Here is a 24601-nt window from a genome sequence, read left to right on the forward strand (position 1 = left end):
GTTATTCCAAACCCTGGAGTAAAACGCCCGCAAATGCGGGCGCTGGAAAGTGGCGATAGTCTACCGGGTTCAACATGAATTACTACTGTCAGTTGTTACAATGGATTATTCGCTAATGGCGTCGCGCCACAGTTTCTCAACGATCCGCTGAGCCAGCAGCGCCTGTTCGCCTGCAGTTTCAGGAACTGTCTGATTTTGCACGCATTCGATAAAATGGCGCGCGCAGCCGACAAAGCCGCGCTGCTCAAGGGTGGTTTGCCAGCCGGCAACCGGGCGCTGGACCACGCCATGACCGCACTCCTCCTGCCATTCGCGCATCTCGCTGACGGCATATAGCCCGCCATCCGTGACCGCCTGCACCCACTCGCGCTGGCTGCCTGCGCGACGATGCATGCTGGTGGTGACCTGCAGCCGGGGCGAACTGAACTGATGTTCGGCATAGAGCATTTCGCCCTGCGGGGTGATCTTCAGCGCGCCGCCGCGCAGACGTGCCTGACCGTCGGCCAGCCATAGCGCGGTATCCACCACATGCAGATAGTCATCAAGCAGCGTAAAGCGCAGATCGTTGCCGACGCTATCGCTACGATGCTTATCCATCCGCAGCGAGGCCGCCTCGCCCAGCCGCCCCTTCAGCTCCCGATAGAGCGGCGCGAAGCGGCGATTAAAACCGACCATCAACGTCAGTCGACGTCGCGCCGCCAGCTCGACCAGCGTCTCCGCCTCACTCAGCTTGTCCGCCAATGGTTTATCCACACAAACATGAACCCCGGCATTCAGTAAGTGATTCACTACTTCATAATGTGAAGCCGTCGAGGTATGGACAAAGACCGCATCGCACTGTGCCGCCAGGGCATCGAGGGAATCAGCGTATGGCATCCGCCAGGTTTCGCAGATCCGCAGCGCCTTCTCTTTACCCGGCGACCAGGCCGCCTGCAGCGTCCAGCTTTCCGCCGCCCCCAGCACCGGCAGCCACGCTTTCTGCGCAATGCTGCCTAAGCCGACCACCCCAATGCGCAATCTTGTCCCCACGTTTTAGTCTCCCAGATGGTGTAACAGCGAATCGAGGCGCGCTTTCAGCTCCGCCACCTCGCCCTCCAGCGCTTCAACCCTGGCGCGCAGATCGCCGTCATCGTCCAGCGGCGCGAGAGCTTCCACTGTGGTGATCAGCGTGTCCATATCGTCGCAAAACAGATGCATATAGCGGCTTTCCCGTTTTCCCGGCTCCCGGGGCAGCCGGGCGACGAAGGGGCCATCTTCGCGCGTCGTCAGCCCTTCCAGCACGCTTTCCACTTCCGCCATATCGCTGAACTCATACATCCGCTGCGCCCGGCTGCGTAGTTCGCCCGGCGTCTGAGCACCGCGCAGCAGCAGCGTCGTGACCACCGCAACCTCGCCGGCGCTAAGCTTCAGATCGCCAAATTCGGAGTTGCAAAAGCGCTGTTCATACTTGGTGACGCGATTACCGAATCCGCTGACCGTGCGCAGATAGTGCCGTTTCACCAGCGTATCCAGCAGGGCCTGGACCTCGCTTTCGCTCAGCGACATCACTGGCTCGCGGTTGGTTTTCTGATTGCAGGCGGTCACCACAGCATTTACCGACAGCGGATACTGCTCGGGGGTGGTGACCTGCTTTTCCAGCAGGCAGCCAATGACGCGCGCTTCATGCGCAGTTAACTGATATTTCATCCTCTCTCCTTAACGTCCCGCAGACCAGTCCGGCGTCGTTAGCGCCGTCAGTACATGGTCACGCCACTGCCCGTCAATCAGCAGATAATCTTTGGCGTAACCCTCTTTTTCAAACCCCAACCGCGCCAGCAGCGCGCCGCTGCGCTGATTATGCGGCATGTAGTTGGCCATAATGCGATGAATATGCTGCGTGCGCTGCATATAGCGAATCGCCGACGTCAGCGCTTCAAACATCAGCCCCTGCCCCTGCCACTTCTCGCCAATGGAATAGCCAAGATAACAGGCATGGAAAGATCCGCGCACCACGTTGGAGAAATTCGCCACACCGATGATCTCTTTTTCCTCAGGGTCGAGCAGCGCGAAATAAAAAGCTGACCCCTGCTTATGAAACTCAGCGATCATCGACAGACGCGCCTGCCATCCGGAGGGATAGCAGTGGCTGTCGTCACGAACCGGCTCCCAGGGTTTTAAGAACGCTTTATTTTCGGCGTAATAATCGGCCAGACGCCAGGCGTCACGATCGTGAACCAGGCGCACCACCAGCCGGTCCGTCGTCAAACGCACCTTCGGCACGTTACTGCGATAGCCAAACATTTCCTTTTTCAGTCCCCCTGACTTCACTCTTGCTTTCATCACTATACCTTTCCTGCACGATAGTGTGAAAACAGCAACATACCATTTTCTGCGCCATCTCCTCTTTTCGATGAATAGGCTCAATCGATCTTGCTTTTTGATAAAAAAATATTGTCGCAAGGGTGCTGGGAAAAGCAGCAGATTGCCCGCAGAATATCCTCGCTTATCTCTATTTTTCCCTGGAGGGGAAATGTCCCGCGTCTCGCAGGCAAGGAGCCTGGGTAAATATTTCCTGTTAGTCGATAACATGCTGGTCGTGCTGGGCTTTTTTGTCGTTTTTCCGCTGATTTCCATCCGCTTTGTCGATCAGATGGGCTGGGCAGCGCTGATGGTCGGCATTGCGCTCGGCCTGCGCCAGCTGGTACAGCAGGGATTAGGCATCTTTGGCGGCGCCATCGCCGACCGCTTCGGCGCGAAACCGATGATCGTCACCGGTATGCTGATGCGTGCCGGCGGTTTCGCGGCGATGGCCGTCGCCCATGAGCCGTGGGTGCTGTGGTTCTCGTGCATACTCTCCGGACTCGGCGGTACACTGTTCGATCCGCCGCGGGCGGCGCTGGTGGTTAAGCTGGTGCGTCCGCATCAGCGCGGCCGCTTTTTCTCCATCCTGATGATGCAGGATAGCGCCGGCGCGGTGATTGGCGCGCTGCTGGGCAGCTGGCTGCTGCAGTATGATTTTCGCCTGGTGTGCAGCGCCGGCGCCGCGCTGTTTATCGCCTGCGCCGCGTTTAACGCCTGGTATCTGCCGGCATGGAAGCTCTCGACGGTGAAAACGCCGATTCGTGAGGGGCTGGGCCGGGTGCTGCGGGACAAACGCTTCGTCACCTATGTCCTGACGCTGACCGGCTATTATATGCTGGCGGTACAGGTGATGCTGATGCTGCCGATCATGGTGAATGATATCGCCGGCTCGCCGGCCGCAGTGAAATGGATGTACGCCATCGAAGCCACCATTTCGCTCACCCTGCTCTATCCTATTGCCCGTTGGAGCGAAAAACGCTTCCGCCTTGAGCACCGGCTGATGGCCGGTCTGCTGGTGATGACCCTGGCCATGCTCCCCATCGGGATGACCAGCAGTTTACAGCAGCTGTTTACCCTGATTTGCCTGTTTTACATCGGCTCTATCATTGCCGAACCCGCCCGCGAGACGCTGGGCGCTTCGCTGGCGGACGCCCGGGCGCGTGGCAGCTATATGGGTTTCAGCCGTCTGGGGCTCGCCTTCGGCGGCGCGCTGGGTTACGCGGGCGGCGGCTGGCTGTTTGATGCCGGGAAAGCCGTCGGCCAGCCCGAACTGCCGTGGCTGATGCTCGGCGCCATCGGGGTTATCACCTTCCTGGCGCTATGGTGGCAATTCAGTCCGAAACGCTCTGCCTCCGGTATGCTGGAGCCGCGCACCTGATGCGCGCGGCGGCGGTTTCTCCTGCTTTCAGCCTATTCTGCTGGCGCGATGGGTGCTGACAGGTCATGATGCTTTGTGTCAGGATGAAGGAAGGTATGAGCTTGAGGAACCCCATGAAAAAGATATTGATCGCCGCCGCGCTAATTGTCAGCGGCCTGCTGAGCGGCTGTAATCAGCTGACCCAATACACGGTAAGCGAACAGGAGATTAACCAGGCCCTGCAGAAGCGAAACCATTTCGCCAAAGATATTGGTCTGAAAGGCGTTGCCGACGCCCATATTGAACTGCAGAACCTGACCAGCGCTATCGGGCGCGAGGAGCCGGGCAAAGTCACCCTGAGCGGGATCGCCAACGTCGATCTTAACTCCCTGTTCGGCACGCAGAAAGCGACGATCGATCTGAAGCTCAAAGCGCTGCCAACCTTTGACCGAGAGAAAGGCGCCATCTTCCTGCAGGAAATGGAAGTGGTCGATGCCAAAGTGGCGCCGGAGAAGCTGCAGTCGGTTATTCAGGCCCTGCTCCCCTACCTGAATCAGTCTCTGCGCAGCTACTTCAGCCAGCAGCCGGCTTATGTCCTGCGTGAGGACGCCAGCACCGGCGAAGCGCTGGCGAAGAAATACGCCAAAGGTATAGAGGTGAAGCCAGGCGAGATTGTCATCCCCTTTACCAATTAATCTCCAGGGCGCTACGGCGCCCTGAATTTTTTACGGAAATGAGTGCAAAGGAAAACGTTTACGCTTATCCTTAGTGCCCGGCAAAAAACAGCCCTGATGACTGAACCTATTAGCCGGAGCCTTCCATGACAGCACAATCCCAGGTATTGAAAATCCGCCGCCCAGACGACTGGCATATCCATCTGCGCGATGACGATATGCTGAAAACCGTCGTGCCTTATACCAGTGAGTTTTATGGCCGGGCGATCGTGATGCCGAATCTGGTGCCGCCTGTCACCACCGTCGCGGCGGCTATCGCTTACCGCCAGCGCATTATGGACGCCGTGCCGGCCGGGCATGATTTTACCCCGCTGATGACCTGCTATCTGACAGACTCTCTCGACCCAGCGGAGCTGGAACGCGGCTTTAACGAAGGGGTGTTCACCGCCGCCAAGCTCTACCCGGCCAATGCCACTACTAACTCCAGCCACGGCGTCACCAGCACCGACGCCATTATGCCAGTGCTGGAGCGGATGGAAAAACTGGGGATGCCGTTGCTCGTTCACGGCGAAGTCACTCACGCCGAGATTGATATTTTCGATCGTGAAGCGCGCTTTATTGAGACGGTGATGGAGCCCCTGCGCCAGCGCCTGCCCGGCCTGAAAGTGGTTTTTGAACATATCACCACCAAAGACGCCGCCGAGTACGTGCGTGACGGTAATGAACTGCTGGCTGCTACCATCACCCCGCAGCATCTGATGTTCAACCGCAACCATATGCTGGTGGGCGGCATTCGCCCTCACCTGTACTGTCTGCCGGTACTTAAACGCAATATTCATCAGCAGGCTCTGCGGGAGCTGGTCGCCAGCGGCTTCAGCCGCGCCTTCCTCGGCACCGACTCCGCGCCGCACGCCCGCCACCGTAAGGAAGCCAGCTGTGGCTGCGCCGGCTGCTTTAACGCCCCGACCGCCCTCGGCAGCTACGCCACCGTGTTTGAAGAAATGAACGCTCTGCAGCACTTTGAGGCTTTCTGCTCGCTGAACGGCCCGCGCTTCTACGGTCTGCCGGTCAATGAGAGCTACGTTGAACTGGTGCGTGAAGAGACGACCGTTGTGGACAGCATTTCCCTGCCTAATGACACCCTGGTGCCCTTCCTGGCGGGTGAAACCGTTCGCTGGACCGTGAAGAAATAAAAACGCAGCCCCCTGTTGTCAACGCTAACCGGATACTGTATAAATAACCAGTATCGAACGCAGGGGGCAATTATGCGCATTGAAGTGTCTATCGCCAAAACGACCGCCTTACCTAACGGCGCGCTGGAAGCGCTGAATAACGAACTCTCTCGCCGTATCGCCGAGCAATTCCCGGCCATCGATAGCCAGGTGAGCGTCCGCTACGCCAGCGGCAATCAGCTCTCGGTGTTTGGCGCCCTGAAAGAAGACAAAGACCGGATAAGCGAAATCCTGCAGGAAACATGGGAAAGCGCGGACGACTGGTTTGTCCACGATATCTCCTGAAGCATGGCGGGATCCAGTTACTCTGGTTTGCTCCCTCATTGTGCTTTTTTTGCCGGGTCGCCCCGGCTTTTTTTATCCCCTCTTCTGTTCAGAATAGTCCTGATTATTCTGCTCAATATCGACTAAAGTGGCCATTTTACGCGCTTATCTTGAGTAAAAAAGCGGCAAAAGAAGAAAATCATGCTGCCTTTCATTTAATTTCTCGAGTTTATTCTTGATCCCTGATATAATTAACTTGCTTCAAAAAATATGCATTAAACCTCGAGAATTGTTGTCTTTTAACATATGAATAAGGGGTTATGATGGAAAAAAATAATGAAGTCATTCAGACCCATCCCCTCGTTGGATGGGACATCAGCACCGTTGATAGCTACGATGCGCTGATGTTGCGCCTGCACTACCAGAACCCCACTCAAGAAAACAGTAATGATGCTGAGATCGGCCAGACGCTATGGCTAACGACGGACGTCGCACGTCAGTTTATTTCAATCCTGGAAGCAGGCATTGCGAAGATTGAATCTGGCGAATACCAGGAAAACGAGTATCGCCGACATTAACGCGGCTTGCGAATGACTTAACATTAAACTTAACAGGCACCTGCGGGTGCCTGAATTATTTTCGGGCTTGTATAAGCACAGGGAGTTAATTACCCTGCTAACAAGGCAATTACCCGGAACTCACCATGCAATACGATCTTATCATTATTGGCAGCGGCTCCGTCGGCGCCGCCGCTGGCTATTATGCGCGCCGTGCCGGACTCAATGTTCTGATGACCGATGCCCATCAACCTCCCCACCAGGAAGGCAGCCATCACGGCAGCAGCCGTCTTATCCGTCACGCCTATGGCGAAGGTGAGAAATATGTTCCGCTGGTGCTGCGTGCCCAGCAGCTATGGGATGAACTGGCAGAGATCAGTGGCGAAGCCGTGTTTGAACGCACCGGCGTCATTAACCTCGGCCCCGCCAGCTCCGCTTTTCTCGCCAACGTCGCCGCCAGCGCCCGTGCGTTCCAGCTTGAGGTGGAAGAGCTGGATGCCCAGGCCGTGATGCAGCGCTGGCCGGAGATACGCCTCCCCGATGACTATCGGGCGATTTTCGAACCCGCTTCCGGCGTACTGCGCAGCGAACTGGCCGTCGAAACCTGGATCCGTCTGGCGCGGGAAGCAGGCTGCGCGCAGCTATTCAACTGTCCGGTCTCGGCTATTCATCACCATGCTGACGGGATCACCATCGATACCCTCGACGGTGAATATCATGGTAAAAAGCTGCTGGTCAGCGCCGGCACCTGGGTTACCCGCCTGCTGCCGGATCTCCCCATCCAGCCGGTACGCAAGGTCTTCGCCTGGTACCAGGCCGATGGCCGTTACAGCAGCAAAAATCATTTCCCGGCATTCACCGGTGAGATGCCCAACGGCGATCAATATTACGGCTTCCCGGCGGAAGATAATGAACTGAAGATTGGCAAGCATAACGGCGGCCAGCCGATCTCCACCCCGCAGGAACGGGTAGCGTTTGGCGCTGTCGCCAGCGATGGTTCCGAATCCTTCCCGTTTTTGCGTAACGTCCTGCCTGGCATCGGCGGCTGCCTGCACGGTGCCTCCTGTACCTACGACAATACCGTCGATGAGGACTTTATTATCGATACGTTGCCAGGCAGGCCAGACACGCTGCTGATCACCGGGCTGAGCGGCCACGGCTTTAAGTTTGCGCCGGTGCTGGGCGAAATTGCCAGTCAGTTTGCTCAGGGCGAAGCATCGAGCTTCAATCTGGCCCCCTTTTCTCTGGCGCGCTTTAACGCGTAATGGAATGCGGCACTTTTGCCGTCGGGTAAAGAAACGGCCTCTGCTGAGGCCGTTAGTGATTGAGAGCGGTTATGCGTCGCCTGTTTAATATGCTGGTCAACAACGTGCGCGAGCATTTTATGATCTACCTGGCGCTCTGGCTGCTGCTGGCGATCATCGATCTCGTCTGGTTATGGTTTTTCTGACGGCTCCGGATCGAGGATCCCGAGTTTGGTATTCAGCCGGCCACGGGATTTATTAAAGATTTTGTTGCCGTTTTCACGCCCGGCGCGCAGCTTACGCTGCTCCTCTTCCGGTAGCTTATGCTCTTCCATGCAGGCTTCGCTACAGCAGCCGGCAAACTTCTCGGCGCAGCTCGGGCACTGGATAAACAGCAGATGGCAGCCATCGTTCAGGCAGTTAGTATGGGTGTCGCACGGCGCGCCGCACTGATGACAGTGCGCGATAACGTCATTGGAGATCCGCTCGCCCATCCGCTCATCAAAGACAAAGTTTTTGCCAATGAAGCGCACCGGTAGCCCCTGCTCGCGGGCGCGACGGGCGTACTCGATGATGCCACCCTCGATGTGCCAGACCTTATTGAAGCCGTTATGCTTCATCCAGGCGCTGGCTTTTTCACAGCGAATGCCGCCGGTGCAATACATGACAATTTTCTTGTCTTTATGGTCCTGCATCATTTCCACGGCTTTCGGCAGCTGGTCGCGGAAGGTATCCGCCGGGATCTCCAGCGCGTTTTCGAAATGGCCCACCTCATATTCATAGTGGTTGCGCATATCGATAAACACGGCATCCGGATCGTCAAGCATCGCGTTGACTTCCGCCGCCTTGAGATACTCCCCCACATTGGAGGCGTCAAACGAGGGATCGTCGATGCCGTCGGCGACGATACGATCGCGAACTTTCAGGCGCAGCACCCAGAAAGACTTACCATCGTCCTCCACGGCGATATTGAAACGCAGCCCCGCCAGCGCCGGATCGAAGCCATAGAGAAACTCACGCAGAGCCTCAACGTTGCTTTGCGGCACGCTGATTTGCGCGTTGATCCCTTCCCGGGCCAGATAGATGCGGCCAAAGACCTTCAGCTGGGTTAAGGCAACCCACAGCGCATCACGGGTCGCCTGCGGGTCGACAATGGTGAAATATTTATAGAATGAGATCGTCGTGCGCGGCTCGGTTTCAGCCAGCATTTGCGCCTTTAACGTCTCATTTGAAATGCGGTTGTGTAACACTGGCATGGTGTACCTGCTCGACATAGAAATGAGGAAATAAACGGCGGGCATGATATAGCAAAGCTGTTTAATTTACATCCCTACATTTTACGCTACATTTCTCTCACCCGGTCGCGCCCCTCTTAACAAAACGAGCTGACTGTCGCCGCCTTTGGCTGGCCGGTAAAAAAATGCGATAATATAAGACGTTGCTCACTGATACGGGTATGAAATGACTCATTTGCCTAAATTTTCTCCGGCGCTGTTGCATCCGCGCTATTGGCTGCTGTGGCTGGGTATCGGCCTGCTGTGGCTGGTTGTCCAACTGCCCTACCCGCTGATCTACCGCCTCGGGAACGCCATCGGCCGGCTGGCCATGCGCTTTATGAAGCGTCGGGCGAAGATCGCCTATCGCAACCTTGAGCTCTGCTTCCCCGACAAAAGCGAGCAGGAACGTCACCGAATGGTGGTGATGAACTTTGAATCGGTGGGTATGGGACTGATGGAGACGGGGATGGCCTGGTTCTGGCCGGTTTGTCGTATCGCCCGCTGGACCGACACCATCGGCTTTGAGCATATCCGCGATGTGCAGGCGCAGCAGCGCGGCATTCTGCTGATCGGTATTCATTTCCTCACTCTCGAGATGGGTGCGCGGATGTTCGGTATGAACGAGCCGGGGATTGGCGTCTATCGCCCCAACGACAACCCGGTGATCGACTGGCTGCAGACCTGGGGCCGCTTGCGCTCCAATAAGGATATGATTGACCGTAAGGATCTGAAAGGCATGATCCGGGCACTGAAAAAAGGCGAAGTGGTGTGGTACGCACCGGATCACGATTACGGCCCGACCGCCAGCGTCTTTGCCCCACTGTTTGCGGTCGACCAGGCGGCGACCACCTCCGGCACCTGGATGCTGGCGAAAATGTCCAAAGCCTGCATCGTGCCCTTCGTCCCGCGCCGCAAACCGGACGGTAAAGGTTATGAACTGATTATCCTGCCGCCAGAGTGTTCCCCGCCGCTGGACGACGCGGAAACCACCGCCGCGTGGATGAACAAGATCGTTGAGCAGTGCATCATGATGGCCCCGGAACAGTATATGTGGCTCCATCGTCGCTTCAAAACCCGCCCCGAAGGCATGCCCTCCCGCTACTGATCCCTTTTCCCGGCCGCGCTCATCCCGGCCGGGAAGCTTCGCCGCTCAGGCTTTAGGCTCTCCTTTAGCTTTAAAAGCTCTCCTCCATTGCGGCATCTATTTCTCAGGCGCATAATTAGCAGGCTCATATTTTCTCTTAATTTGACCTGCCGCGCAGGCCAGTGGAACCCTATGTCGTCTGCTGAAACCCCCATTAACTGGAAACGAAACCTGACCGTGACCTGGCTTGGCTGCTTTTTAACCGGCGCCGCCTTCAGCCTGGTCATGCCCTTTCTGCCACTCTACGTCGAACAGCTCGGCGTCACCGGGCATAGCGCCCTGAACATGTGGTCCGGGCTGGTCTTTAGTATTACCTTTCTTTTCTCCGCCATCGCCTCGCCGTTCTGGGGGGGGCTTGCTGATCGCAAGGGGAGAAAAATCATGCTGCTGCGTTCCGCCCTCGGGATGGCCATCGTGATGATGCTGATGGGAATGGCGCAGAATATCTGGCAGTTTCTGCTGCTGCGCGCATTGCTCGGCCTGCTGGGCGGTTTTATTCCTAACGCCAACGCCCTGATCGCCACCCAGATCCCGCGCCATAAAAGCGGCTGGGCGCTGGGGACACTGTCTACCGGCGCGGTAAGCGGCGCCCTGCTCGGCCCGCTGGCAGGTGGCTTCCTGGCCGACCACTGGGGATTGCGCACCGTCTTCTTTATGACCGCGGCGGTACTATTTATCTGTTTCTTGTTTACCCTGTTTTTAATCCGCGAAAATTTTGTGCCGATCGCCAGGAAAGAGATGCTCAGTGCCAGAGAGGTGTTCTCCTCGCTGCAGAATCCCAAACTGGTGCTCAGCCTGTTTGTGACCTCGCTGATAATCCAGGTGGCCACCGGTTCCATTGCGCCGATCCTGACGCTTTATGTACGCGATCTCGCGGGCAACGTCAGTTACATCGCCTTTATCAGCGGAATGATCGCCTCGGTGCCGGGCATTGCCGCGCTGATGAGCGCCCCGCGGCTGGGCAAACTGGGGGATCGCATCGGGCCGGAAAAAATCCTCATCGTGGCGCTGATTATCTCGGTGCTACTCCTGATCCCGATGTCGTTCGTTCAGACCCCGCTGCAGTTAGGTATCCTGCGATTCCTGCTCGGCGCCGCGGACGGCGCGCTGCTGCCGGCGGTGCAAACCCTGCTGGTGTACAACTCCACCAGTCAGATCTCCGGGCGAATCTTCAGCTATAACCAGTCGTTCCGCGATATTGGCAACGTTACCGGCCCCCTGATTGGCGCGTCGGTTTCCGCTAACTATGGCTTCCGCGCTGTATTTCTGGTCACCGCAGGGGTGGTATTGTTTAATGCGATCTACTCCACCCTCAGCCTGCGTCGGCCAGCCGCGGATACTTCGCATTCAGTAAATTAACGTCGAGAGTGGCTCTGTCCCTTGACGCCGTGCGTACCGCCTTCTATAGATTGAATCGTGTTCAATTCATATTCTTCTCAGGAGATTCGCTATGCCAAAGGATTCGATGTTCTACGCCACGCTTGAAGAAGCTATTGATGCAGCACGTGAAGAATTTCTCGCCAACAACCCTGACAGCGATGAAGAGAGCGCCAACGTTGAGCAGCTCAACATTCAAAAGTATGTGCTGCAGGATGGCGATATCGCCTGGCAGGCCGAATTTTTTGCTGACGAAGAGGAACAAGGCGAATGCCTCCCGATGCTCAGCGGCGAAGCCGCGCAGAGCGTCTTCGACGGGGATTATGATGAGATAGAGCTGCGTCAGGAGTGGCTGGAGGAAAATACGCTCCACGAATGGGATGAAGGCGAATTTCAGCTCGAGCCCTCGCTGGACACCGAAGAGGGGCAGACGGCAGCCGACGAGTGGGACGAGCGTTAATCAGTTATAGGGTCCGTGGCTGGCGTCCAGAGGCAGCAGAAGCGTATCAAATACCAGCGAGAACGGCAGGTCGAGAATGGTGAGATAGCGCCATGCCGAATCGCGAACATCCCACTGTACGCCCGGGTAATATTGATTGCCATGCCCCTGCCCGGGCACCGTACGGCTGATAATGCTGCCGCAGCCGCTGAGCAGCAGCGCCATGGCAATGATCGGTAGTATTCGCATCCACATCCTCGTATTTCAGATAAAAAAATACCGGCATCGCTGCCGGTATTTTCCTTAACGTACGGCTTATTTCGTTTTCAGCGCCAGCGGGTTAAGCGCCAACTGCTGATAGGCGTTCACCCATGAAGAGTATTTCTCCGGCGCGGCCCATACGCGATAGTGCAGACGCGACATGGTTACCGGGTCGCTCAACAGCACCAGTCGGCGATCGCGGTTCAGCTTATCCGGCGTTTCATTCAGCGCCTGCTCGACATGGCGCTCGCGGGCGATCTCCAGGATATGCCCCTGACGGTGGCGCGCAGTGGCCATTGCGGTGGCGAGGGCGTTAAACGACGGATTAAACACCGCGTGCATAAAGCCATCGTCCAGCGAACGCTGACGGTTCATCGTCAGGTACGCATCGGTATCCTTGAGCACCTGCGGCGGCGAATACTCTTCCGGGATCAGAAACAGCTTCCAGCGCTTGGTGCGCAGGCCCACTGTCGCCCGGCTGGAAATCGCCGACACGAACGGCGAGAGGATCAGCGAGACAACAATCGGCGCTAGCCAGAACAGGAAGCGTAGATCCAGCCATGCCATCCCGACCGCCCACACCAGCCCCAGCAGCAGCTGCGAGCCGTGGCGCATAAAGGCTTCCCCCCACGGCGTGGAGTCATCATCACGCTGCGGCGAATTCCATACCACCTCCCAGCCGAGGAAGGCGCTGACCACGAAGACGGTGTGGAACAGCATACGGACCGGCGCCAGCAGGACCGAGAACAGGACCTCCAGCAGCAGTGAAAGCGTGACGCGGATAAATCCGCCGTACTCTTTCGGCCCTTTACACCACACCAGAATAATACTCAGCAGCTTCGGCAGGAACAGCAGCACCATGGTCGAGGCGAACAGCGCGATGGCCAGCTCAGGCCGCCACTGCGGCCACACCGGGAACAGCTGACGCGGCTGCAGGAAGTACTGCGGTTCGGTCAGGGCATGCACCACCTGCAACGCCGTCGACAGGGCAAGGAACATAAACCACAGCGGCGCCGACAGGTAGGACATCACGCCGGTAAGGAACACCGCCCGGTGAACCGGGTGCATCCCTCTGACAAGGAACAGGCGGAAGTTCATCAGGTTGCCCTGACACCAGCGACGGTCGCGTTTCAGCTCGTCCAGCAGGTTCGGCGGCAGCTCCTCATAGGAGCCCGGCAGATCGTAGGCAATCCACACCCCCCAGCCGGCACGGCGCATCAGCGCGGCTTCGACGAAGTCGTGCGACAGGATCGACCCGGCAAAGTTGCCCTCGCCCGGCAGCGGCGCCAGCGCGCAGTGCTCAATGAACGGCTTCACGCGGATAATGGCGTTGTGGCCCCAGTAGTGGGACTCCCCCAACTGCCAGAAGTGCAGACCCGCCGTAAACAGCGGACCGTACACCCGGGTGGCAAACTGCTGGCAACGCGCATACAGCGTGTCCATGCCCGAGGCGCGCGGGGAAGACTGAATGATCCCGGCATTCGGGTTCGCTTCCATCAGGCGCACCAGGCTGCTCAGACACTCACCGGTCATCACCGAGTCAGCGTCCAGCACCACCATATAGCTATACTGGCTGCCCCAGCGGCGGCAGAAGTCATCGATGTTGCCGCTCTTACGCTTCACTCGACGACGACGGCGGCGGTAGAAGATCTGCCCTTCGCCCTGCACTTCGGCAATCAGCTCCATCCACGCCTTTTGCTCAGCCACACAGATATCGGGGTTATAGCTATCGCTGAGGATATAGACGTCGAAATGAGCGGCGTTACCGGTCGCTTTCACCGACTCCCAGGTCGCCCGCAGGCCGGCGAAAACGCGGTCAACGTCTTCGTTACAGATCGGCATTATCAGCGCCGTACGGTGCGCCGGGTTCAACGGTTCGTCACCGACCGTCGAGGCGGAAATACTGTACTTATCGCGGCCGATCAATAGCTGCAGGAAGCCCATTAACGCGGTCCAGAAGCCGGCGGAAACCCAGCAGAACAGCACCGCGAAGAGGATCAGAATGCCGCTCTGCAACACGTACGGCAGCAGCTGCATGAACGAGATCCACAGGTTCTGCCCCACCATGTCGGCCGGGTTGATCAGCGCCCAGCCCTGATAAGGCAGAATGGTTTTCATATACCAGGTGGCCACTACGGTCTGCGACAGCGTCAGCAGCAGCAGGATATAGCGACGAATGGTGCCGACGGTACGCCATTTTTGCTCACTCTCGCGCTCTTCTTGCGTCAGACGGGAGAGATAGCGCGGCGTGACATCGCGTCCGCGCAGACGGTCCCAGAAGCGGCCGACCGGGTTGGTACGCCACGGGTCCGGGATCATTGAGGAGCGCTTGGCTTTAGGCATCGCATGCAGCTGAGTACGGCCTTCATCGTCCTTCACCAGCTGATCGCCAGACAGCGAATCCGGCCAGCTGTGCGCCAGCCGTGCCTTGACCGACCCCAGCGGGGAGTCGTCTTCGCGGGCGAAGGTCTGATGGTCGTCATCCAGGGCCTGATGAACGGCCTGCAGGCTGGTGTCCGGCAGCGCCGATTTCTCGGCGTCCGACAGCGGCAATGCGTCAATGTACTTTGTTATCTTATTCATTGGCAGGCAGCTGATAGCTCCAGGTTTCGCTCAACGTGTCATCACCGTTAACCAGCGCGGCGCGCATTTCCGTCGTTTTCTTCGGATCTTTCACCTTCAAACGCAGGATCATTCGCCAGCCTTTGGTCACCGGATTGTAACGCACGGTATTTTCAACGATTTCAGCGTTATCGCCGGTACTCGCCTGGGCGGCGACCGGGGTATCCGCCGGCAGTTTTTTCATATCGGCGCCGGTGAAGTCGACAATGAAAGCAATGGTGCCGTCCGGCTGGCGGATCAGGTTCGACTGCTTCACGTCGCCGGTAGAGCGGCGGGTCTGCATAACGTAAGCGTTATCCGGCGCATGCAGCTTGTCTTCATCGCGGCTGAAGGTGATGGTGTACTTGAAGTTCATCTCCTTGCCCGGCTCCGGCAGCTGATCCGGCGTCCAGTAAGTCACGATGTTATCGTTGGTTTCATCGTTGGTCGGGATTTCAACCAGTTCGATTTTCCCTTTGCCCCACTCCCCTTTCGGGGTGATCCAGGCGCTCGGACGCAGGTCATAACGATCGTCGAGATCCTCGAAGCGCGAGAACTGACGGCCGCGCTGCAGCAGGCCGAACCCTTGCGGGTTTTCCATCGCATAGCTGCTAACGGCAAGGTGTTTCGGGTTGTTCAGCGGACGCCAGATCCACTCGCCGTTACCGGCCAGGATCGACAGACCATTGGAGTCGTGTAGCGCCGGACGATAGTTAAGCGCCGGAGAAGGCTGGTTGGAACCGAACAGGAACATGCTGGTCAGCGGCGCCACGCCCAGTTTGCCCACTTTGTCACGCAGGTAAACTTTGGACTGGACATCTACCACGGTGTCGCGTCCCGGCATGATGACAAAGCGATAAGCGCCGGTTGCCCGCGGGGAGTCCAGCAGCGCATAGATAGTCAGACGTTTGTCGGAGGCTTTAGGACGCTCGATCCAGAACTCGCGAAAACGCGGGAACTCTTCGCCGGACGGCAGCGCGGTATCGATAGCCAGGCCGCGCGCGGACAGGCCGTAAACCTGACCCTGACCCAGCACGCGGAAGTAGCTGGCACCGAGCATGCTGACGATCTCATCGTTCTTATCTTTGCTATTGATCGGATACAGTACTTTGAAGCCGGCGAAACCGAGGTCTTTCACCGTGTCTTTATCGTGCTGAACGTTACCAAAGTTAAAATAGTCCGGGCTATATTTAATTTTGCGCACGCTGGTGGCCGTCACTTCATTGATGGTGACCGGCGTGTCGAAGTACATACCCTGATGGTAAAATTCAAGCTTGAATGGGGTTTTCTGGTTATTCCAGTAAGCTTTATCGTGATTAAACTGAATTTGCTGGTAATCCGCGTATTTCATGTCGCGGAAAGCGGAGGGCAGGTTACTCTTCGGCGCTTCATAGCCTTTCCCGGCTAACGTTTTGGCCTCTTTTGCAACGTCATCAATGCTAAATGCCCATGCAGATGAAGTACACAGGGACAACATTACGGCTGCGCTTAACCAACGCATTTTCATCATCTGTGGTTTATGTTTCATATAAGTAAGCACTTCCCCCTTTGTGTGCTTAAATCGATCCGATCTATTTTAATGGAAACTCAGGCAATCCGACAACATAATCCCTGCTTTGTTCAGCGTAGCGGCGCAGGGAATAAACAGTTCGCTATCCCGTTTGCACTTTGCGTGCTTATCCTGGAGACAGGTATCCCGAGTTCATGTAGGGTTGCTGATAATGTAAGCGTTATCATCTTGAGTGATAAGACGAATTATCTGAGATTGTCGTGAATCGTATGAATAATACTCCGGTACAGCGTGAATATTTCTTCGACAGCATCCGCGCCTGGCTGATGCTGCTGGGGATCCCTTTCCACATTTCGCTGATCTATTCCAGCCACAGCTGGCATGTCAACAGCGCTGAGCCCTCGTGGTGGTTGACGCTGTTTAATGACTTCATCCATGCCTTCCGGATGCAGGTCTTTTTCGTCATCTCCGGCTATTTCTCCTACATGCTGTTCCTGCGCTACCCGTTGAAAAAGTGGTGGAAAGTGCGCGTCGAACGGGTCGGTATTCCGATGCTGACCGCTATCCCACTGCTGACGCTGCCGCAGTTTATTATGCTGCAGTACGTCAACGGCAAGGCGGAAAACTGGCACACCCTTTCCGGGTACGACAAATTTAACACCCTGGCGTGGGAGCTTATTTCCCACCTGTGGTTTTTACTGGTGCTGGTGGTGCTGACCTCGCTGGGCGTGGTGCTGTTTAAATGGCTGACGCGCCGCCCGGCAGGGGGCGCCTCAGCCTTTGGTGACACTGTCACTATGGGCCAGCTAACGATGATTTTCCTTGCGCTGGGGGTGCTTTACGCGCTGATCCGCCGATCGCTGTTCCTGATTTACCCGCCGCTGCTTAGCAATGGTCTGTTTAACTTTGTGGTGATGCAGACGCTGTTCTATCTTCCCTTCTTTGTGCTGGGGGCGCAGACCTTTATTAATCCGCGTCTGAAGGCGATGTTTACCACCCCGTCACCATGGTGCTGCGCAGCGGCGCTGCTGGGATTTATCGCCTACCGGCTGAACCAGCAGTACGGCTCCGGCGACGGCTGGATGTATGAAACGGAATCGGTGATCACCATGGTGCTTGGGCTGTGGATGGTCAATGTGGTTTTTTCGCTCGGCCATCGCCTGCTGAACTTCCAGTCGGCGCGCGTAACCTATTTCGTCAATGCTTCGCTGTTTATTTACCTGGTGCACCATCCGCTGACGCTGCTGTACGGGGCGTGGATCACCCCGGTCATTAAGTCCAATACCTTAGGCTTTATTGGCGGGTTGGTTTTTGTGGTGGGTATTGCCCTGATCCTGTATGAAATTCACCTGCGCATTCCGCTGCTGCGTTTCCTGTTCTCCGGTAAACCGATGAACAAACCGGCCAAAACCCCAGCCTCGGCCAGCTAACCATTAGCCTGTGCGGCACGCCAGGCGTGCCGTATTATGCCTGCTCGTCAAAAAGCCGGTCGAAAATCATATTGTACAGGGCTTCTAAATCTGCCTTATCGACCGGGGTGGAGGCGCTCAGCTCACAGCGGTAGGCTGCCCCCTCTGTCAGAACGGCGATGAGCTCTGATGCGGCATTGCGTCGCGCATCGCTGAGCCCGGGATGGTAGCGCTGCGACAGGCGACCGCCCTCCTCTTTCAACCGCCGATCGGCCTGCATCAGGATCTCACGCAAGCGTGGGTTACGCGAGGCCTCGGCATTGATCTCCATCAGCAGATAATTATCGCTTTTGGTGGCTGCCGACGTCGGGATCCTGCCAGCCAAAACCGCCGCTTTACGCGCCAGATTGTGGTTCTCATCGATCATCTCCCCGACTCTGGCGTTGACGATTTCGCTAACAATCGCTTCGATGATCGCTTCCTTGCTGGCAAAAATGCGATATAGCTGACCGACGCTCAGGCCCGCTTCCCGGGCGATATCGGCGACGGAAGCGCCGTGCAGCCCCTTTTCAGCGAAACATTTTTGCGCGGCGACAACGATCTCCGCGCGGCGCGCCTGCTGTTTCTGCTGGACTTTTCCTTCTGACACCCTGCTCCCTCCTGCTACCCATCATTCCCGTCAAGACTGGCGGTTATCATAGCCTATTCTGTTGAATCAGGGGTATGACGCCAGCAGGCGGCGATAAATAGCCGCCGTTTCCTCGTCAAAACAGACGAACAGGACGCGCTCAAGAGGATTATAGCGAGTGAGAAACGCGGTGACGGTGCGCACGGCGATCGCCGCCGCTTCCTCTCTCGGATAGCCATACACGCCGGTGCTTATCGCCGGAAACGCAATGGAGCGATAGTTGTTTGCCGAGGCCAACTGCAGACTGTTTTTGTAAGCATCGGCCAGGGTTTGCGCCTCCATGCGGTCGCCGCCGTGCCAGACCGGGCCCACGGTGTGGATCACCGCGCTGGCCGGCAGATTGCCGGCAATAGTAATTACCGCATGCCCGGGAGGGCATTCGCCCTGCTGCTGCAGCACCTGCTTGCAAGCCGCCAGCAGCGCGGGACCGGCCGCCCGGTGGATGGCCCCGTCTACTCCGCCACCACCCAGCAGCGAGGGATTTGCCGCATTAACAATCACATCGACATCAAGTGTCGTAATATCGCCGAGAATTACCTCAGGTTTAACAGCCATTTCTCCTCCTGTCGGCATAGCGTGTGGATACGGCTTTCTGCCGATACTAGGGCATTCTCGCCTGCGGGAGCAAGATTATCGCTTTGTCCGGTGACGAGAAGATAAAAAAACAGGACCCGTAAGGTCCTGTTTTTTAGTCGTCCCGCCGATCAGGCGTTGTCGTTGGCGAACGATTTATGCTTATCCGCACGGGCCGCCAGCCACAGGCCACTATTTTTCATGGCATAGCCAAAGACCAGACCCAGCGCCAGGGAAGGGATCACCAGACGCCAGTCGCCGTCTGCCGCGAAGGTCGCGCAGGCGCCGATAAAGGTGCCCGGGACAAACGACAGTAGCGTCCGTCGCGCCTGAATGCACATCAGGAAGGCGACCACACCGGTCATCATATAGCTGAGGATCTGCACCTGTGGCGCCAGCGCGCTACCGTGGATAATCACTAACGCCCAGGCCACGCCGCTCATCACCGTGCAGGACGAGATGGCCAGCCCTTTCAAGCCGCCCTGCGGGCAGGCGAAATAGGCCGTACAGCCGAGGAATCCGGCCCAGCTCAGCAGGCCGAGAGCGACCGCCACCCACCCCCAAATCCCGGAGAGGATGCCTGTCGTTAATGCGATTGCGAAGAGTATGTTCATGGCGCGTATCCTAGCAGATACGCGCCGGAAGAATGCGATCTAAAACACAGTATATGAATGAACTTTCTTTCAGTTTCATTCAAACAGTGATTTACATCACATATTATTGCTCATCTTCTTCCTGAAGCTCGTCCCACATCGCGGCGATGGCGTCGCGGGTCAACGGCGCCATGGTGCGCCAGAACGGCGTGTGCGCATGGGCTTCGACTTTCCCCAGCATCGTCCCGCACCACGGCAGGATATAGTCGGCGAACAGGAGCTCCAGCGTCTCGCTCTGGTCTTCTGCGGCATGATCCTCCAACCAGGAGGCGGCCAGCAGCAGCGAGCCGAGATGATCCGCCGGACCTTCCCCTGTCGGGATGCCGTGTTCGCTCAGAAAAGCCCGAACTTCCGCTTCCGAGGAACCCTCCACCCACGCGCTACGGTACGGCGGGACGCTGCAGGCTTCACCGACGAACAGCGCATTATAGTCCGTCGCCAGGGATTGCATTTCACAGCTTTTCTGCAGACGCGCCAGCAGCTCGTCCTGCTCAAGCGGCCAGCTGGCGGCCAGTTTGCCCTCGCGGATCAGGGTAAACAACGGCACCAGCAGCGGGTCCTGCGGTTGACGGTAATACAGCGAACCCAGCACGCGGCAGAGGATTGAAAACTCGTTCATTCAGTTATTCCAGTTATACAAATTAAAGGTCAGCAAATTCCGGGATCGCCGGCATGCCCCGCGACTCGAGGAAGTTAAGCAGGCGACGCGGAGAAACGTTGAGGATCCTGTCCTCCGGGAAATCGACCGCATCAAGGATCTTGCGGCATTCGGTAAACTCCCGAGGGTAAAGGCGGTGTGAGAGTCCGAGCCCAGCGCCACCCATCCCCGGCATCACGCACTGCGGCGGCGATGGCCCGGCAGTTGTCTTCACTGCCCACGCGCGATGATACGAACGAGGAGTTATTAATCTCCAGCGCCACCTGGTAGCGAGCCGCCGCTTCGGCAATCGCCGGGATATCCACCGGGAATTTCGGATTACCCGGATGGCTAATCATATGCACTTTACCGCTGGCCATCGCGGCTATCATCGCCTGTGTATGGGTGTCACGATCCTGCGGCGGAAACACCGGCTCATGAAATCCGGCGATGATCAGATCGAGGGAAGTCAACATCGGTCCGGAACAGTCGATCTCGCCTTCAATATTTTTAATATTCGACTCAATACCGCGCAGGATCCCCACCCCGTCTACCAGGCGGGGCCAGATGCGCATATTAACGAAGTGCCAGTAGTGCGGAGCATCCGCCATGTCCGGGCCGTGGTCGGTGATGGCGAAGAGTTTGATCCCTTTACGCTTTGCTTCCGCAATATAATCGTGCAGGGTGCTGTAGGCATGGGTGCTGGCGACGGTATGCATGTGCAGGTCAACGGGATACATCACATTCTCCTCTTCTGTTTGCCGCAAGAATAGCAGGAAACCGGGCTATTGATTAGCAAAAACCCCGCCGTGGCGGGGTTCTCTCGTCTTAATAACCGCGCTGGCGGTCGACCTGACCGCTTACCGGCTCCCCTCGCTCAAGCCGGCTAATGGTCTCCGCAATGTAGGTGATAGCTTCCATTGGACGGGTCACTGCCGCCACATGGGGGGTCATGGCCACCCGCGGATGCGCCCATAGCGGGCTCTCCTGCGGCAGCGGTTCGCGACTGAAGACATCGAGCATCGCCCCTTTGAGCTTACCGCTGTTCAGCGCCGCCAGCAGATCCTCTTCAACGACATGCACGCCGCGAGCAAGGTTGAGGACATAGCTCTCATCCGGCAACTGCGCCAGCAGCGTCTGGTTAATAATGCCGGCGGTTTCGGCGGTATTCGGCAGCAGGTTGATCAGCACGCGAGTGCCCTGCAGGAATTCGCCCAGCTCGGCCTGGCCGGCGAAGCTCTGCACCTGCGGCCAGGATTTGCGGCTACGGCTCCAGACGCGAAGCGGGAACCCCCAGGGTTGCAGACTTTCCGCAACCTTCGCCCCCAGCACGCCGGCGCCCATAATCCCGACGGTGAATTCGTCGGCGCGGTACTCGGGCAGCGGCTGCCAGCGGGACGCCAGCTTCAGCGCCTGATAGTCATCAAAGCGGCGGAACCAGTGGAGCACCTGGCTCACGGCATACTCCTGCATCTGCCGTCCCATACCGGTATCTTCGAGACGAAACAGCGGAATCGACAGCGGCAGCATATCCGGATGGTCACGCAGCTTGCTGAGAATAGAGTCCACCCCTGCCCCGAGGGCGAACACGGCCTTCAGCGCCCGGCCCTGCAGCATCTCTACCGGCGGATGCCAGACCAGGGCGTAGTCCGCCGGCCGGTTATCGCCCGCTTTCCACTCGCGCACCCGCGCGCCGGGTAACTGCTTTTCCAGCTCACAGATCCAGTATTGGGTATCAAAGGTCGGATGGTAAAAAATAATCTCCATAGGGGCTCCTGATAGCAGACGCCTTTGGCCGATTAACGCTGGCGTCTTATTTTACTCATTGTTTTCTATTGGTTTGCCAGCATAACAAATTTCCCCGAGCGAAAAGGGAAAAGCTACTGGCGACAAAAAAAACGGATTTCGCACGTTTAAGGAGCAAGTTGCTCGAAGTTTGTCTAAACGCGCTTTTTTTGCAAAAAGTTGATTGACGGGCGATACGTATTTCCCTACATTAGCGCCCGTTCCCGACAACAACGGGAAAGACAATATGGTGAGGTGTCCGAGTGGCTGAAGGAGCACGCCTGGAAAGTGTGTATACGGCAACGTATCGGGGGTTCGAATCCCCCCCTCACCGCCATATTCGAGATGAGAGCCTGTACGCAAGTACGGGCTCTTTTCTTTTATATTCTCCGCAGGGGGGATGAGAACCCCGACCGGGGTTCGACAACTGGCGCAGCCAGTTGGACAGACCGCGCACGCAGTAAGCGGGCTGCCCCGACAAAAACGCCGGGAGCGTTTTTGAACAACGCCTGCGTTGGCCCCGCAGGGGCGAGGCCCAGGGATGGGCCGAGTAACGGCGAGCGAAGCGAGTCAATCCCCCCTCACCGCCATATTCAAGATGAGAGCCTGTACGCAAGTACGGGCTCTTTTCTTTTATATTCTCTGCCGGGGGGGGAGCCCCTCGAGAAAAGCCAATCCCGAAGCTAATCCTCCTCCATCCGCTGATACTCTTCGCTGAGGTAGTCCACCAGCGCCCTGACGGAGGGCAGCAGCCCGCGCCGTGAGGCAAATACCGCATGGATCACTTCCCGCCGCGGCTGCCACTCGTCCAGAACCACCTCTAATTCCCCTGACGCCAGCTGATCGCGCACCATTAGTAAAGGAAGCTGCACCACGCCTACGCCGGCCATCGCCGCCTCGCGCAGCGCCAGCATATCGGTGGTCACCATTCGCGGCGTGAAATACACTTCCGCTCTCGCTCCCCCGGGCCCGGTGAGCTGCCATTTATGCTGATGCTTGTTCGCACCCAGGCTGAGCCCCGGCCAGGCGCTCAGCTCGGACGGCGCCTGCGGACGTCCGAGCCGGGAAATGAGATCCGGGCTGGCCACCAGCCGGTGCCCGCGGTCCGCCAGCACGCGCATCACCAGGTCGCTATCCTCGATGGGCCGGGGACGGACGCGGATCGCCACATCAATGCCCTCCCCGACCACATCCACCCGGCGGTTGGTCGCCTCAAGATGCAGCGTTACCCCAGGATAGCGCGCCATAAATCGCGCCAGCATCGGTCCGATATGGACATGCAGCAAGGTGACCGGACAGGTGATCCTGACGCTACCGCGCGGCTCGGCGCGCAGCGTCTCGACCGCCTGCTGCGCCGCCTCGGCCTCAATCAGCATCGCTTTGCAATGCTGATAAAAGGTCTGCCCGACCTCGGTGACCGCGAACTGACGGGTGGTTCGCTGAATCAAACGCACGCCCAACCGCTCCTCGAGTTGCGCAATGCGACGGCTGAGTTTGGATTTCGGCTGGTCAAGCGCTCGCCCCGCCGCGGCGAAACCGCCATGGTCTACCACCTGGACAAACCAGGCGAAGTCATTGAGATCCTGCATCCTTCCTCCATTGTTCCATTTTTGGAACAGTATAGGTCATTTTTGCTCACTACCGCATACGTCGTCCCGGATATAAGCTTATTCACATCAGATACCGATACACAGGAGAAAGCCATGAAACAGATCACAGGAGTCTACACCGCGCCTGCGCAGCATTGGGTAGGCGACGGCTTCCCGGTTCGCTCGATGTTTTCCTATCAGACGCACGGCCAGCAGCTGAGCCCCTTCTTACTGCTCGACTATGCCGGGCCGTACACCTTCCCGGCAGGCAGCGAAAAACGCGGCGTCGGTGAGCATCCGCATCGCGGATTTGAAACCGTCACCATCGTCTACGCCGGTGAAGTAGAGCATCGCGACTCCACCGGACGCGGCGGGGTGATTGGTCCAGGCGACGTGCAGTGGATGACGGCGGGCGCCGGGATCCTGCACGAAGAGTTCCACTCGGAGGCCTTCACCCGCAGCGGCGGCGAGCTGAAGATGATCCAGCTGTGGGTCAACCTGCCCGCGAAAGACAAAATGGCGACCCCCGGCTACCAGAGCATTACCGCTGGGACGATCCCCACCGTGGCGCTGGCGAACGGCGCCGGACAGGTTCGGGTTATTGCCGGCCAGTATGACGACGTCAGCGGTCCGGCCCATACCTTTTCACCGCTTAACGTGTGGGATCTGCAGCTGAATCAGGGGCACGACCTCACGCTGCGCCAACCGGAGGGCTGGAGTACCGCGCTGGTGGTGCTGGAAGGGGAAGTGATCATTAACGGTTCCGAATCTGCTCGCGAAGGCCAGCTGGCCGTCCTGAGCCAGGCAGGTGACGCAGTGCATCTGGAGGCGACCGCCCCGGCAAAAGTTCTGCTGATGGCCGGAGAACCGCTACAGGAGCCGATTGTGGGCTATGGCCCGTTTGTCATGAATAACAAAACGCAGATCGCAGAAGCTGTACGCGATTTTAACAGCGGCCGCTTTGGCCAAATCTAACTGATTGAGGTGAAT

The 24601-nt window shown here is 57.7% G+C and carries 25 protein-coding genes, 1 tRNA gene and 1 pseudogene; 13 read left to right on the top strand and 14 right to left on the bottom strand.

All coding sequences use genetic code 11. From position 1 onward, the window contains the following. Positions 1 to 105: 105 nt before the first annotated feature. Genes LPQ25_RS16335 through rimJ form a run of 3 tightly spaced genes read right to left on the bottom strand, consistent with a single transcriptional unit; the run spans position 106 to position 2280 of the window. Positions 106 to 1017, bottom strand: coding sequence for a Gfo/Idh/MocA family protein (locus LPQ25_RS16335; RefSeq protein WP_004140718.1), 912 nt, complete (start codon positions 1015 to 1017; stop codon positions 106 to 108). 15 nt (positions 1018 to 1032) lie between these two features. Then, the gene (locus LPQ25_RS16340) at positions 1033 to 1686 is read right to left on the bottom strand and encodes a YceH family protein (protein WP_004179323.1); all 654 of its coding nucleotides are present in this window, start codon (positions 1684 to 1686) and stop codon (positions 1033 to 1035) included. 9 nt (positions 1687 to 1695) lie between these two features. After that, complete coding sequence (gene rimJ, locus LPQ25_RS16345; RefSeq protein WP_002899099.1) at positions 1696 to 2280, bottom strand: ribosomal protein S5-alanine N-acetyltransferase; 585 nt, start codon at positions 2278 to 2280, stop codon at positions 1696 to 1698. 229 nt (positions 2281 to 2509) lie between these two features. On the opposite strand from rimJ, the gene mdtH reads away from it, so the two are divergent. From mdtH to LPQ25_RS16380, 7 genes are all read left to right on the top strand, one after another. Continuing rightward, complete coding sequence (gene mdtH, locus LPQ25_RS16350; RefSeq protein WP_002899096.1) at positions 2510 to 3718, top strand: multidrug efflux MFS transporter MdtH; 1209 nt, start codon at positions 2510 to 2512, stop codon at positions 3716 to 3718. Positions 3719 to 3831: 113 nt separating this feature from the next. Continuing rightward, positions 3832 to 4392 (top strand): lipoprotein, encoded by a 561-nt coding sequence (locus tag LPQ25_RS16355; RefSeq protein WP_004150824.1) that lies wholly within the window; start codon positions 3832 to 3834, stop codon positions 4390 to 4392. Positions 4393 to 4517: 125 nt separating this feature from the next. Then, positions 4518 to 5564 (top strand): dihydroorotase, encoded by a 1047-nt coding sequence (gene pyrC, locus LPQ25_RS16360; RefSeq protein ID WP_004893020.1) that lies wholly within the window; start codon positions 4518 to 4520, stop codon positions 5562 to 5564. A gap of 72 nt (positions 5565 to 5636) precedes the next feature. Then, complete coding sequence (gene dinI / locus LPQ25_RS16365; RefSeq protein WP_004179321.1) at positions 5637 to 5888, top strand: DNA damage-inducible protein I; 252 nt, start codon at positions 5637 to 5639, stop codon at positions 5886 to 5888. 302 nt (positions 5889 to 6190) lie between these two features. Then, on the top strand, positions 6191 to 6445 hold the full coding sequence (gene bssS, locus LPQ25_RS16370) for a biofilm formation regulator BssS (RefSeq protein WP_002898992.1): 255 nt from the start codon (positions 6191 to 6193) through the stop codon (positions 6443 to 6445). A gap of 125 nt (positions 6446 to 6570) precedes the next feature. Further along, positions 6571 to 7689 (top strand): N-methyl-L-tryptophan oxidase, encoded by a 1119-nt coding sequence (gene solA, locus LPQ25_RS16375; protein ID WP_014907855.1) that lies wholly within the window; start codon positions 6571 to 6573, stop codon positions 7687 to 7689. 71 nt (positions 7690 to 7760) lie between these two features. Continuing rightward, on the top strand, positions 7761 to 7874 hold the full coding sequence (locus LPQ25_RS16380) for a DUF2770 family protein (protein ID WP_002898988.1): 114 nt from the start codon (positions 7761 to 7763) through the stop codon (positions 7872 to 7874). On the opposite strand, the gene trhO is transcribed toward LPQ25_RS16380, so the two are convergent. After that, entirely contained in the window at positions 7860 to 8924 is a 1065-nt protein-coding gene (gene trhO / locus LPQ25_RS16385) for an oxygen-dependent tRNA uridine(34) hydroxylase TrhO (RefSeq protein WP_002898987.1), read from the bottom strand. The genes LPQ25_RS16380 and trhO overlap by 15 nt on opposite strands. A 205-nt stretch (positions 8925 to 9129) precedes the next feature. On the opposite strand from trhO, the gene LPQ25_RS16390 reads away from it, so the two are divergent. The 3 genes from LPQ25_RS16390 to LPQ25_RS16400 all read left to right on the top strand — a co-directional run bounded on the left by LPQ25_RS16390 (position 9130) and on the right by LPQ25_RS16400 (position 11926). Further along, positions 9130 to 10050: a Kdo(2)-lipid IV(A) acyltransferase gene (locus LPQ25_RS16390; protein ID WP_234599477.1), complete on the top strand. Its 921-nt coding sequence runs from the start codon at positions 9130 to 9132 to the stop codon at positions 10048 to 10050. Between the two features lie 171 nt (positions 10051 to 10221). Continuing rightward, a complete protein-coding gene (mdtG, locus tag LPQ25_RS16395; RefSeq protein ID WP_015874631.1) occupies positions 10222 to 11448 on the top strand; it encodes a multidrug efflux MFS transporter MdtG in 1227 nt (408 codons plus the stop codon). Between the two features lie 91 nt (positions 11449 to 11539). Continuing rightward, positions 11540 to 11926 (top strand): MysB family protein, encoded by a 387-nt coding sequence (locus LPQ25_RS16400; RefSeq protein WP_002898981.1) that lies wholly within the window; start codon positions 11540 to 11542, stop codon positions 11924 to 11926. Here LPQ25_RS16400 and LPQ25_RS16405 read toward each other — a convergent pair whose 3' ends face one another. From LPQ25_RS16405 to mdoG, 3 genes are all read right to left on the bottom strand, one after another. Continuing rightward, on the bottom strand, positions 11927 to 12154 hold the full coding sequence (locus LPQ25_RS16405) for a YceK/YidQ family lipoprotein (RefSeq protein ID WP_002898978.1): 228 nt from the start codon (positions 12152 to 12154) through the stop codon (positions 11927 to 11929). A 66-nt stretch (positions 12155 to 12220) separates the two neighbouring features. Then, entirely contained in the window at positions 12221 to 14749 is a 2529-nt protein-coding gene (gene mdoH / locus LPQ25_RS16410) for a glucans biosynthesis glucosyltransferase MdoH (protein ID WP_002898967.1), read from the bottom strand. Then, a complete protein-coding gene (gene mdoG, locus LPQ25_RS16415) occupies positions 14742 to 16295 on the bottom strand; it encodes a glucans biosynthesis protein MdoG (RefSeq protein WP_004183630.1) in 1554 nt (517 codons plus the stop codon). The genes mdoH and mdoG overlap by 8 nt, the downstream gene beginning before the upstream one ends. 251 nt (positions 16296 to 16546) lie before the next feature. Between mdoG and mdoC the strand changes: the two genes are divergently transcribed. Next, positions 16547 to 17707, top strand: a complete 1161-nt coding sequence (mdoC, locus tag LPQ25_RS16420; protein WP_002898962.1) for a glucans biosynthesis protein MdoC — start codon at positions 16547 to 16549, stop codon at positions 17705 to 17707. Positions 17708 to 17741: 34 nt separating this feature from the next. Here mdoC and LPQ25_RS16425 read toward each other — a convergent pair whose 3' ends face one another. From LPQ25_RS16425 to ghrA, 6 genes and pseudogenes are all read right to left on the bottom strand, one after another. After that, on the bottom strand, positions 17742 to 18335 hold the full coding sequence (locus LPQ25_RS16425; protein ID WP_004179313.1) for a TetR/AcrR family transcriptional regulator: 594 nt from the start codon (positions 18333 to 18335) through the stop codon (positions 17742 to 17744). Between the two features lie 66 nt (positions 18336 to 18401). Next, positions 18402 to 18929 carry an O-acetyl-ADP-ribose deacetylase gene (ymdB, locus tag LPQ25_RS16430; protein WP_002898953.1) on the bottom strand — a complete coding sequence of 176 codons (528 nt, stop codon included), beginning with the start codon at positions 18927 to 18929 and terminating at the stop codon, positions 18402 to 18404. Positions 18930 to 19078: 149 nt separating this feature from the next. After that, positions 19079 to 19561, bottom strand: a complete 483-nt coding sequence (locus LPQ25_RS16435) for a DUF1097 domain-containing protein (protein ID WP_002898950.1) — start codon at positions 19559 to 19561, stop codon at positions 19079 to 19081. A gap of 103 nt (positions 19562 to 19664) precedes the next feature. Beyond that, a complete protein-coding gene (locus tag LPQ25_RS16440; RefSeq protein WP_004140758.1) occupies positions 19665 to 20219 on the bottom strand; it encodes a TorD/DmsD family molecular chaperone in 555 nt (184 codons plus the stop codon). Between the two features lie 22 nt (positions 20220 to 20241). After that, positions 20242 to 20977: pseudogene (locus LPQ25_RS16445) on the bottom strand (phosphatase). 88 nt (positions 20978 to 21065) lie between these two features. Beyond that, complete coding sequence (gene ghrA, locus LPQ25_RS16450; RefSeq protein WP_002898938.1) at positions 21066 to 22004, bottom strand: glyoxylate/hydroxypyruvate reductase GhrA; 939 nt, start codon at positions 22002 to 22004, stop codon at positions 21066 to 21068. 267 nt (positions 22005 to 22271) lie between these two features. On the opposite strand from ghrA, the gene LPQ25_RS16455 reads away from it, so the two are divergent. Continuing rightward, a tRNA-Ser gene (locus tag LPQ25_RS16455) sits at positions 22272 to 22359 on the top strand. A 346-nt stretch (positions 22360 to 22705) separates the two neighbouring features. Here the strand turns inward: LPQ25_RS16455 and LPQ25_RS16460 are convergent. Further along, a complete protein-coding gene (locus LPQ25_RS16460) occupies positions 22706 to 23611 on the bottom strand; it encodes a LysR family transcriptional regulator (RefSeq protein WP_004141420.1) in 906 nt (301 codons plus the stop codon). Between the two features lie 114 nt (positions 23612 to 23725). On the opposite strand from LPQ25_RS16460, the gene LPQ25_RS16465 reads away from it, so the two are divergent. After that, positions 23726 to 24586, top strand: a complete 861-nt coding sequence (locus LPQ25_RS16465) for a pirin family protein (protein ID WP_004199757.1) — start codon at positions 23726 to 23728, stop codon at positions 24584 to 24586. Positions 24587 to 24601 lie beyond the last annotated feature (15 nt).

This window comes from Klebsiella sp. KPN54798 (genome assembly GCF_021184225.1).
Lineage (GTDB): Bacteria > Pseudomonadota > Gammaproteobacteria > Enterobacterales > Enterobacteriaceae > Klebsiella > Klebsiella pneumoniae.

What these genes read in the sequence shown, in the direction of transcription:
- LPQ25_RS16340 (WP_004179323.1), bottom strand. Translation starts at nt 1,686, where the DNA reads ATGAAATATCAGTTAACTGCGCATGAAGCGCGCGTCATTGGCTGCCTG.
- rimJ (WP_002899099.1), bottom strand. Translation starts at nt 2,280, where the DNA reads ATGTTTGGCTATCGCAGTAACGTGCCGAAGGTGCGTTTGACGACGGAC.
- mdtH (WP_002899096.1), top strand. Translation starts at nt 2,510, where the DNA reads ATGTCCCGCGTCTCGCAGGCAAGGAGCCTGGGTAAATATTTCCTGTTA.
- LPQ25_RS16355 (WP_004150824.1), top strand. Translation starts at nt 3,832, where the DNA reads ATGAAAAAGATATTGATCGCCGCCGCGCTAATTGTCAGCGGCCTGCTG.
- pyrC (WP_004893020.1), top strand. Translation starts at nt 4,518, where the DNA reads ATGACAGCACAATCCCAGGTATTGAAAATCCGCCGCCCAGACGACTGG.
- dinI (WP_004179321.1), top strand. Translation starts at nt 5,637, where the DNA reads ATGCGCATTGAAGTGTCTATCGCCAAAACGACCGCCTTACCTAACGGC.
- bssS (WP_002898992.1), top strand. Translation starts at nt 6,191, where the DNA reads ATGGAAAAAAATAATGAAGTCATTCAGACCCATCCCCTCGTTGGATGG.
- solA (WP_014907855.1), top strand. Translation starts at nt 6,571, where the DNA reads ATGCAATACGATCTTATCATTATTGGCAGCGGCTCCGTCGGCGCCGCC.
- LPQ25_RS16380 (WP_002898988.1), top strand. Translation starts at nt 7,761, where the DNA reads ATGCGTCGCCTGTTTAATATGCTGGTCAACAACGTGCGCGAGCATTTT.
- trhO (WP_002898987.1), bottom strand. Translation starts at nt 8,924, where the DNA reads ATGCCAGTGTTACACAACCGCATTTCAAATGAGACGTTAAAGGCGCAA.
- LPQ25_RS16390 (WP_234599477.1), top strand. Translation starts at nt 9,130, where the DNA reads ATGACTCATTTGCCTAAATTTTCTCCGGCGCTGTTGCATCCGCGCTAT.
- mdtG (WP_015874631.1), top strand. Translation starts at nt 10,222, where the DNA reads ATGTCGTCTGCTGAAACCCCCATTAACTGGAAACGAAACCTGACCGTG.
- LPQ25_RS16400 (WP_002898981.1), top strand. Translation starts at nt 11,540, where the DNA reads ATGCCAAAGGATTCGATGTTCTACGCCACGCTTGAAGAAGCTATTGAT.
- LPQ25_RS16405 (WP_002898978.1), bottom strand. Translation starts at nt 12,154, where the DNA reads ATGCGAATACTACCGATCATTGCCATGGCGCTGCTGCTCAGCGGCTGC.
- mdoH (WP_002898967.1), bottom strand. Translation starts at nt 14,749, where the DNA reads ATGAATAAGATAACAAAGTACATTGACGCATTGCCGCTGTCGGACGCC.
- mdoG (WP_004183630.1), bottom strand. Translation starts at nt 16,295, where the DNA reads ATGAAACATAAACCACAGATGATGAAAATGCGTTGGTTAAGCGCAGCC.
- mdoC (WP_002898962.1), top strand. Translation starts at nt 16,547, where the DNA reads ATGAATAATACTCCGGTACAGCGTGAATATTTCTTCGACAGCATCCGC.
- ymdB (WP_002898953.1), bottom strand. Translation starts at nt 18,929, where the DNA reads ATGGCTGTTAAACCTGAGGTAATTCTCGGCGATATTACGACACTTGAT.
- LPQ25_RS16435 (WP_002898950.1), bottom strand. Translation starts at nt 19,561, where the DNA reads ATGAACATACTCTTCGCAATCGCATTAACGACAGGCATCCTCTCCGGG.
- LPQ25_RS16440 (WP_004140758.1), bottom strand. Translation starts at nt 20,219, where the DNA reads ATGAACGAGTTTTCAATCCTCTGCCGCGTGCTGGGTTCGCTGTATTAC.
- ghrA (WP_002898938.1), bottom strand. Translation starts at nt 22,004, where the DNA reads ATGGAGATTATTTTTTACCATCCGACCTTTGATACCCAATACTGGATC.
- LPQ25_RS16460 (WP_004141420.1), bottom strand. Translation starts at nt 23,611, where the DNA reads ATGCAGGATCTCAATGACTTCGCCTGGTTTGTCCAGGTGGTAGACCAT.
- LPQ25_RS16465 (WP_004199757.1), top strand. Translation starts at nt 23,726, where the DNA reads ATGAAACAGATCACAGGAGTCTACACCGCGCCTGCGCAGCATTGGGTA.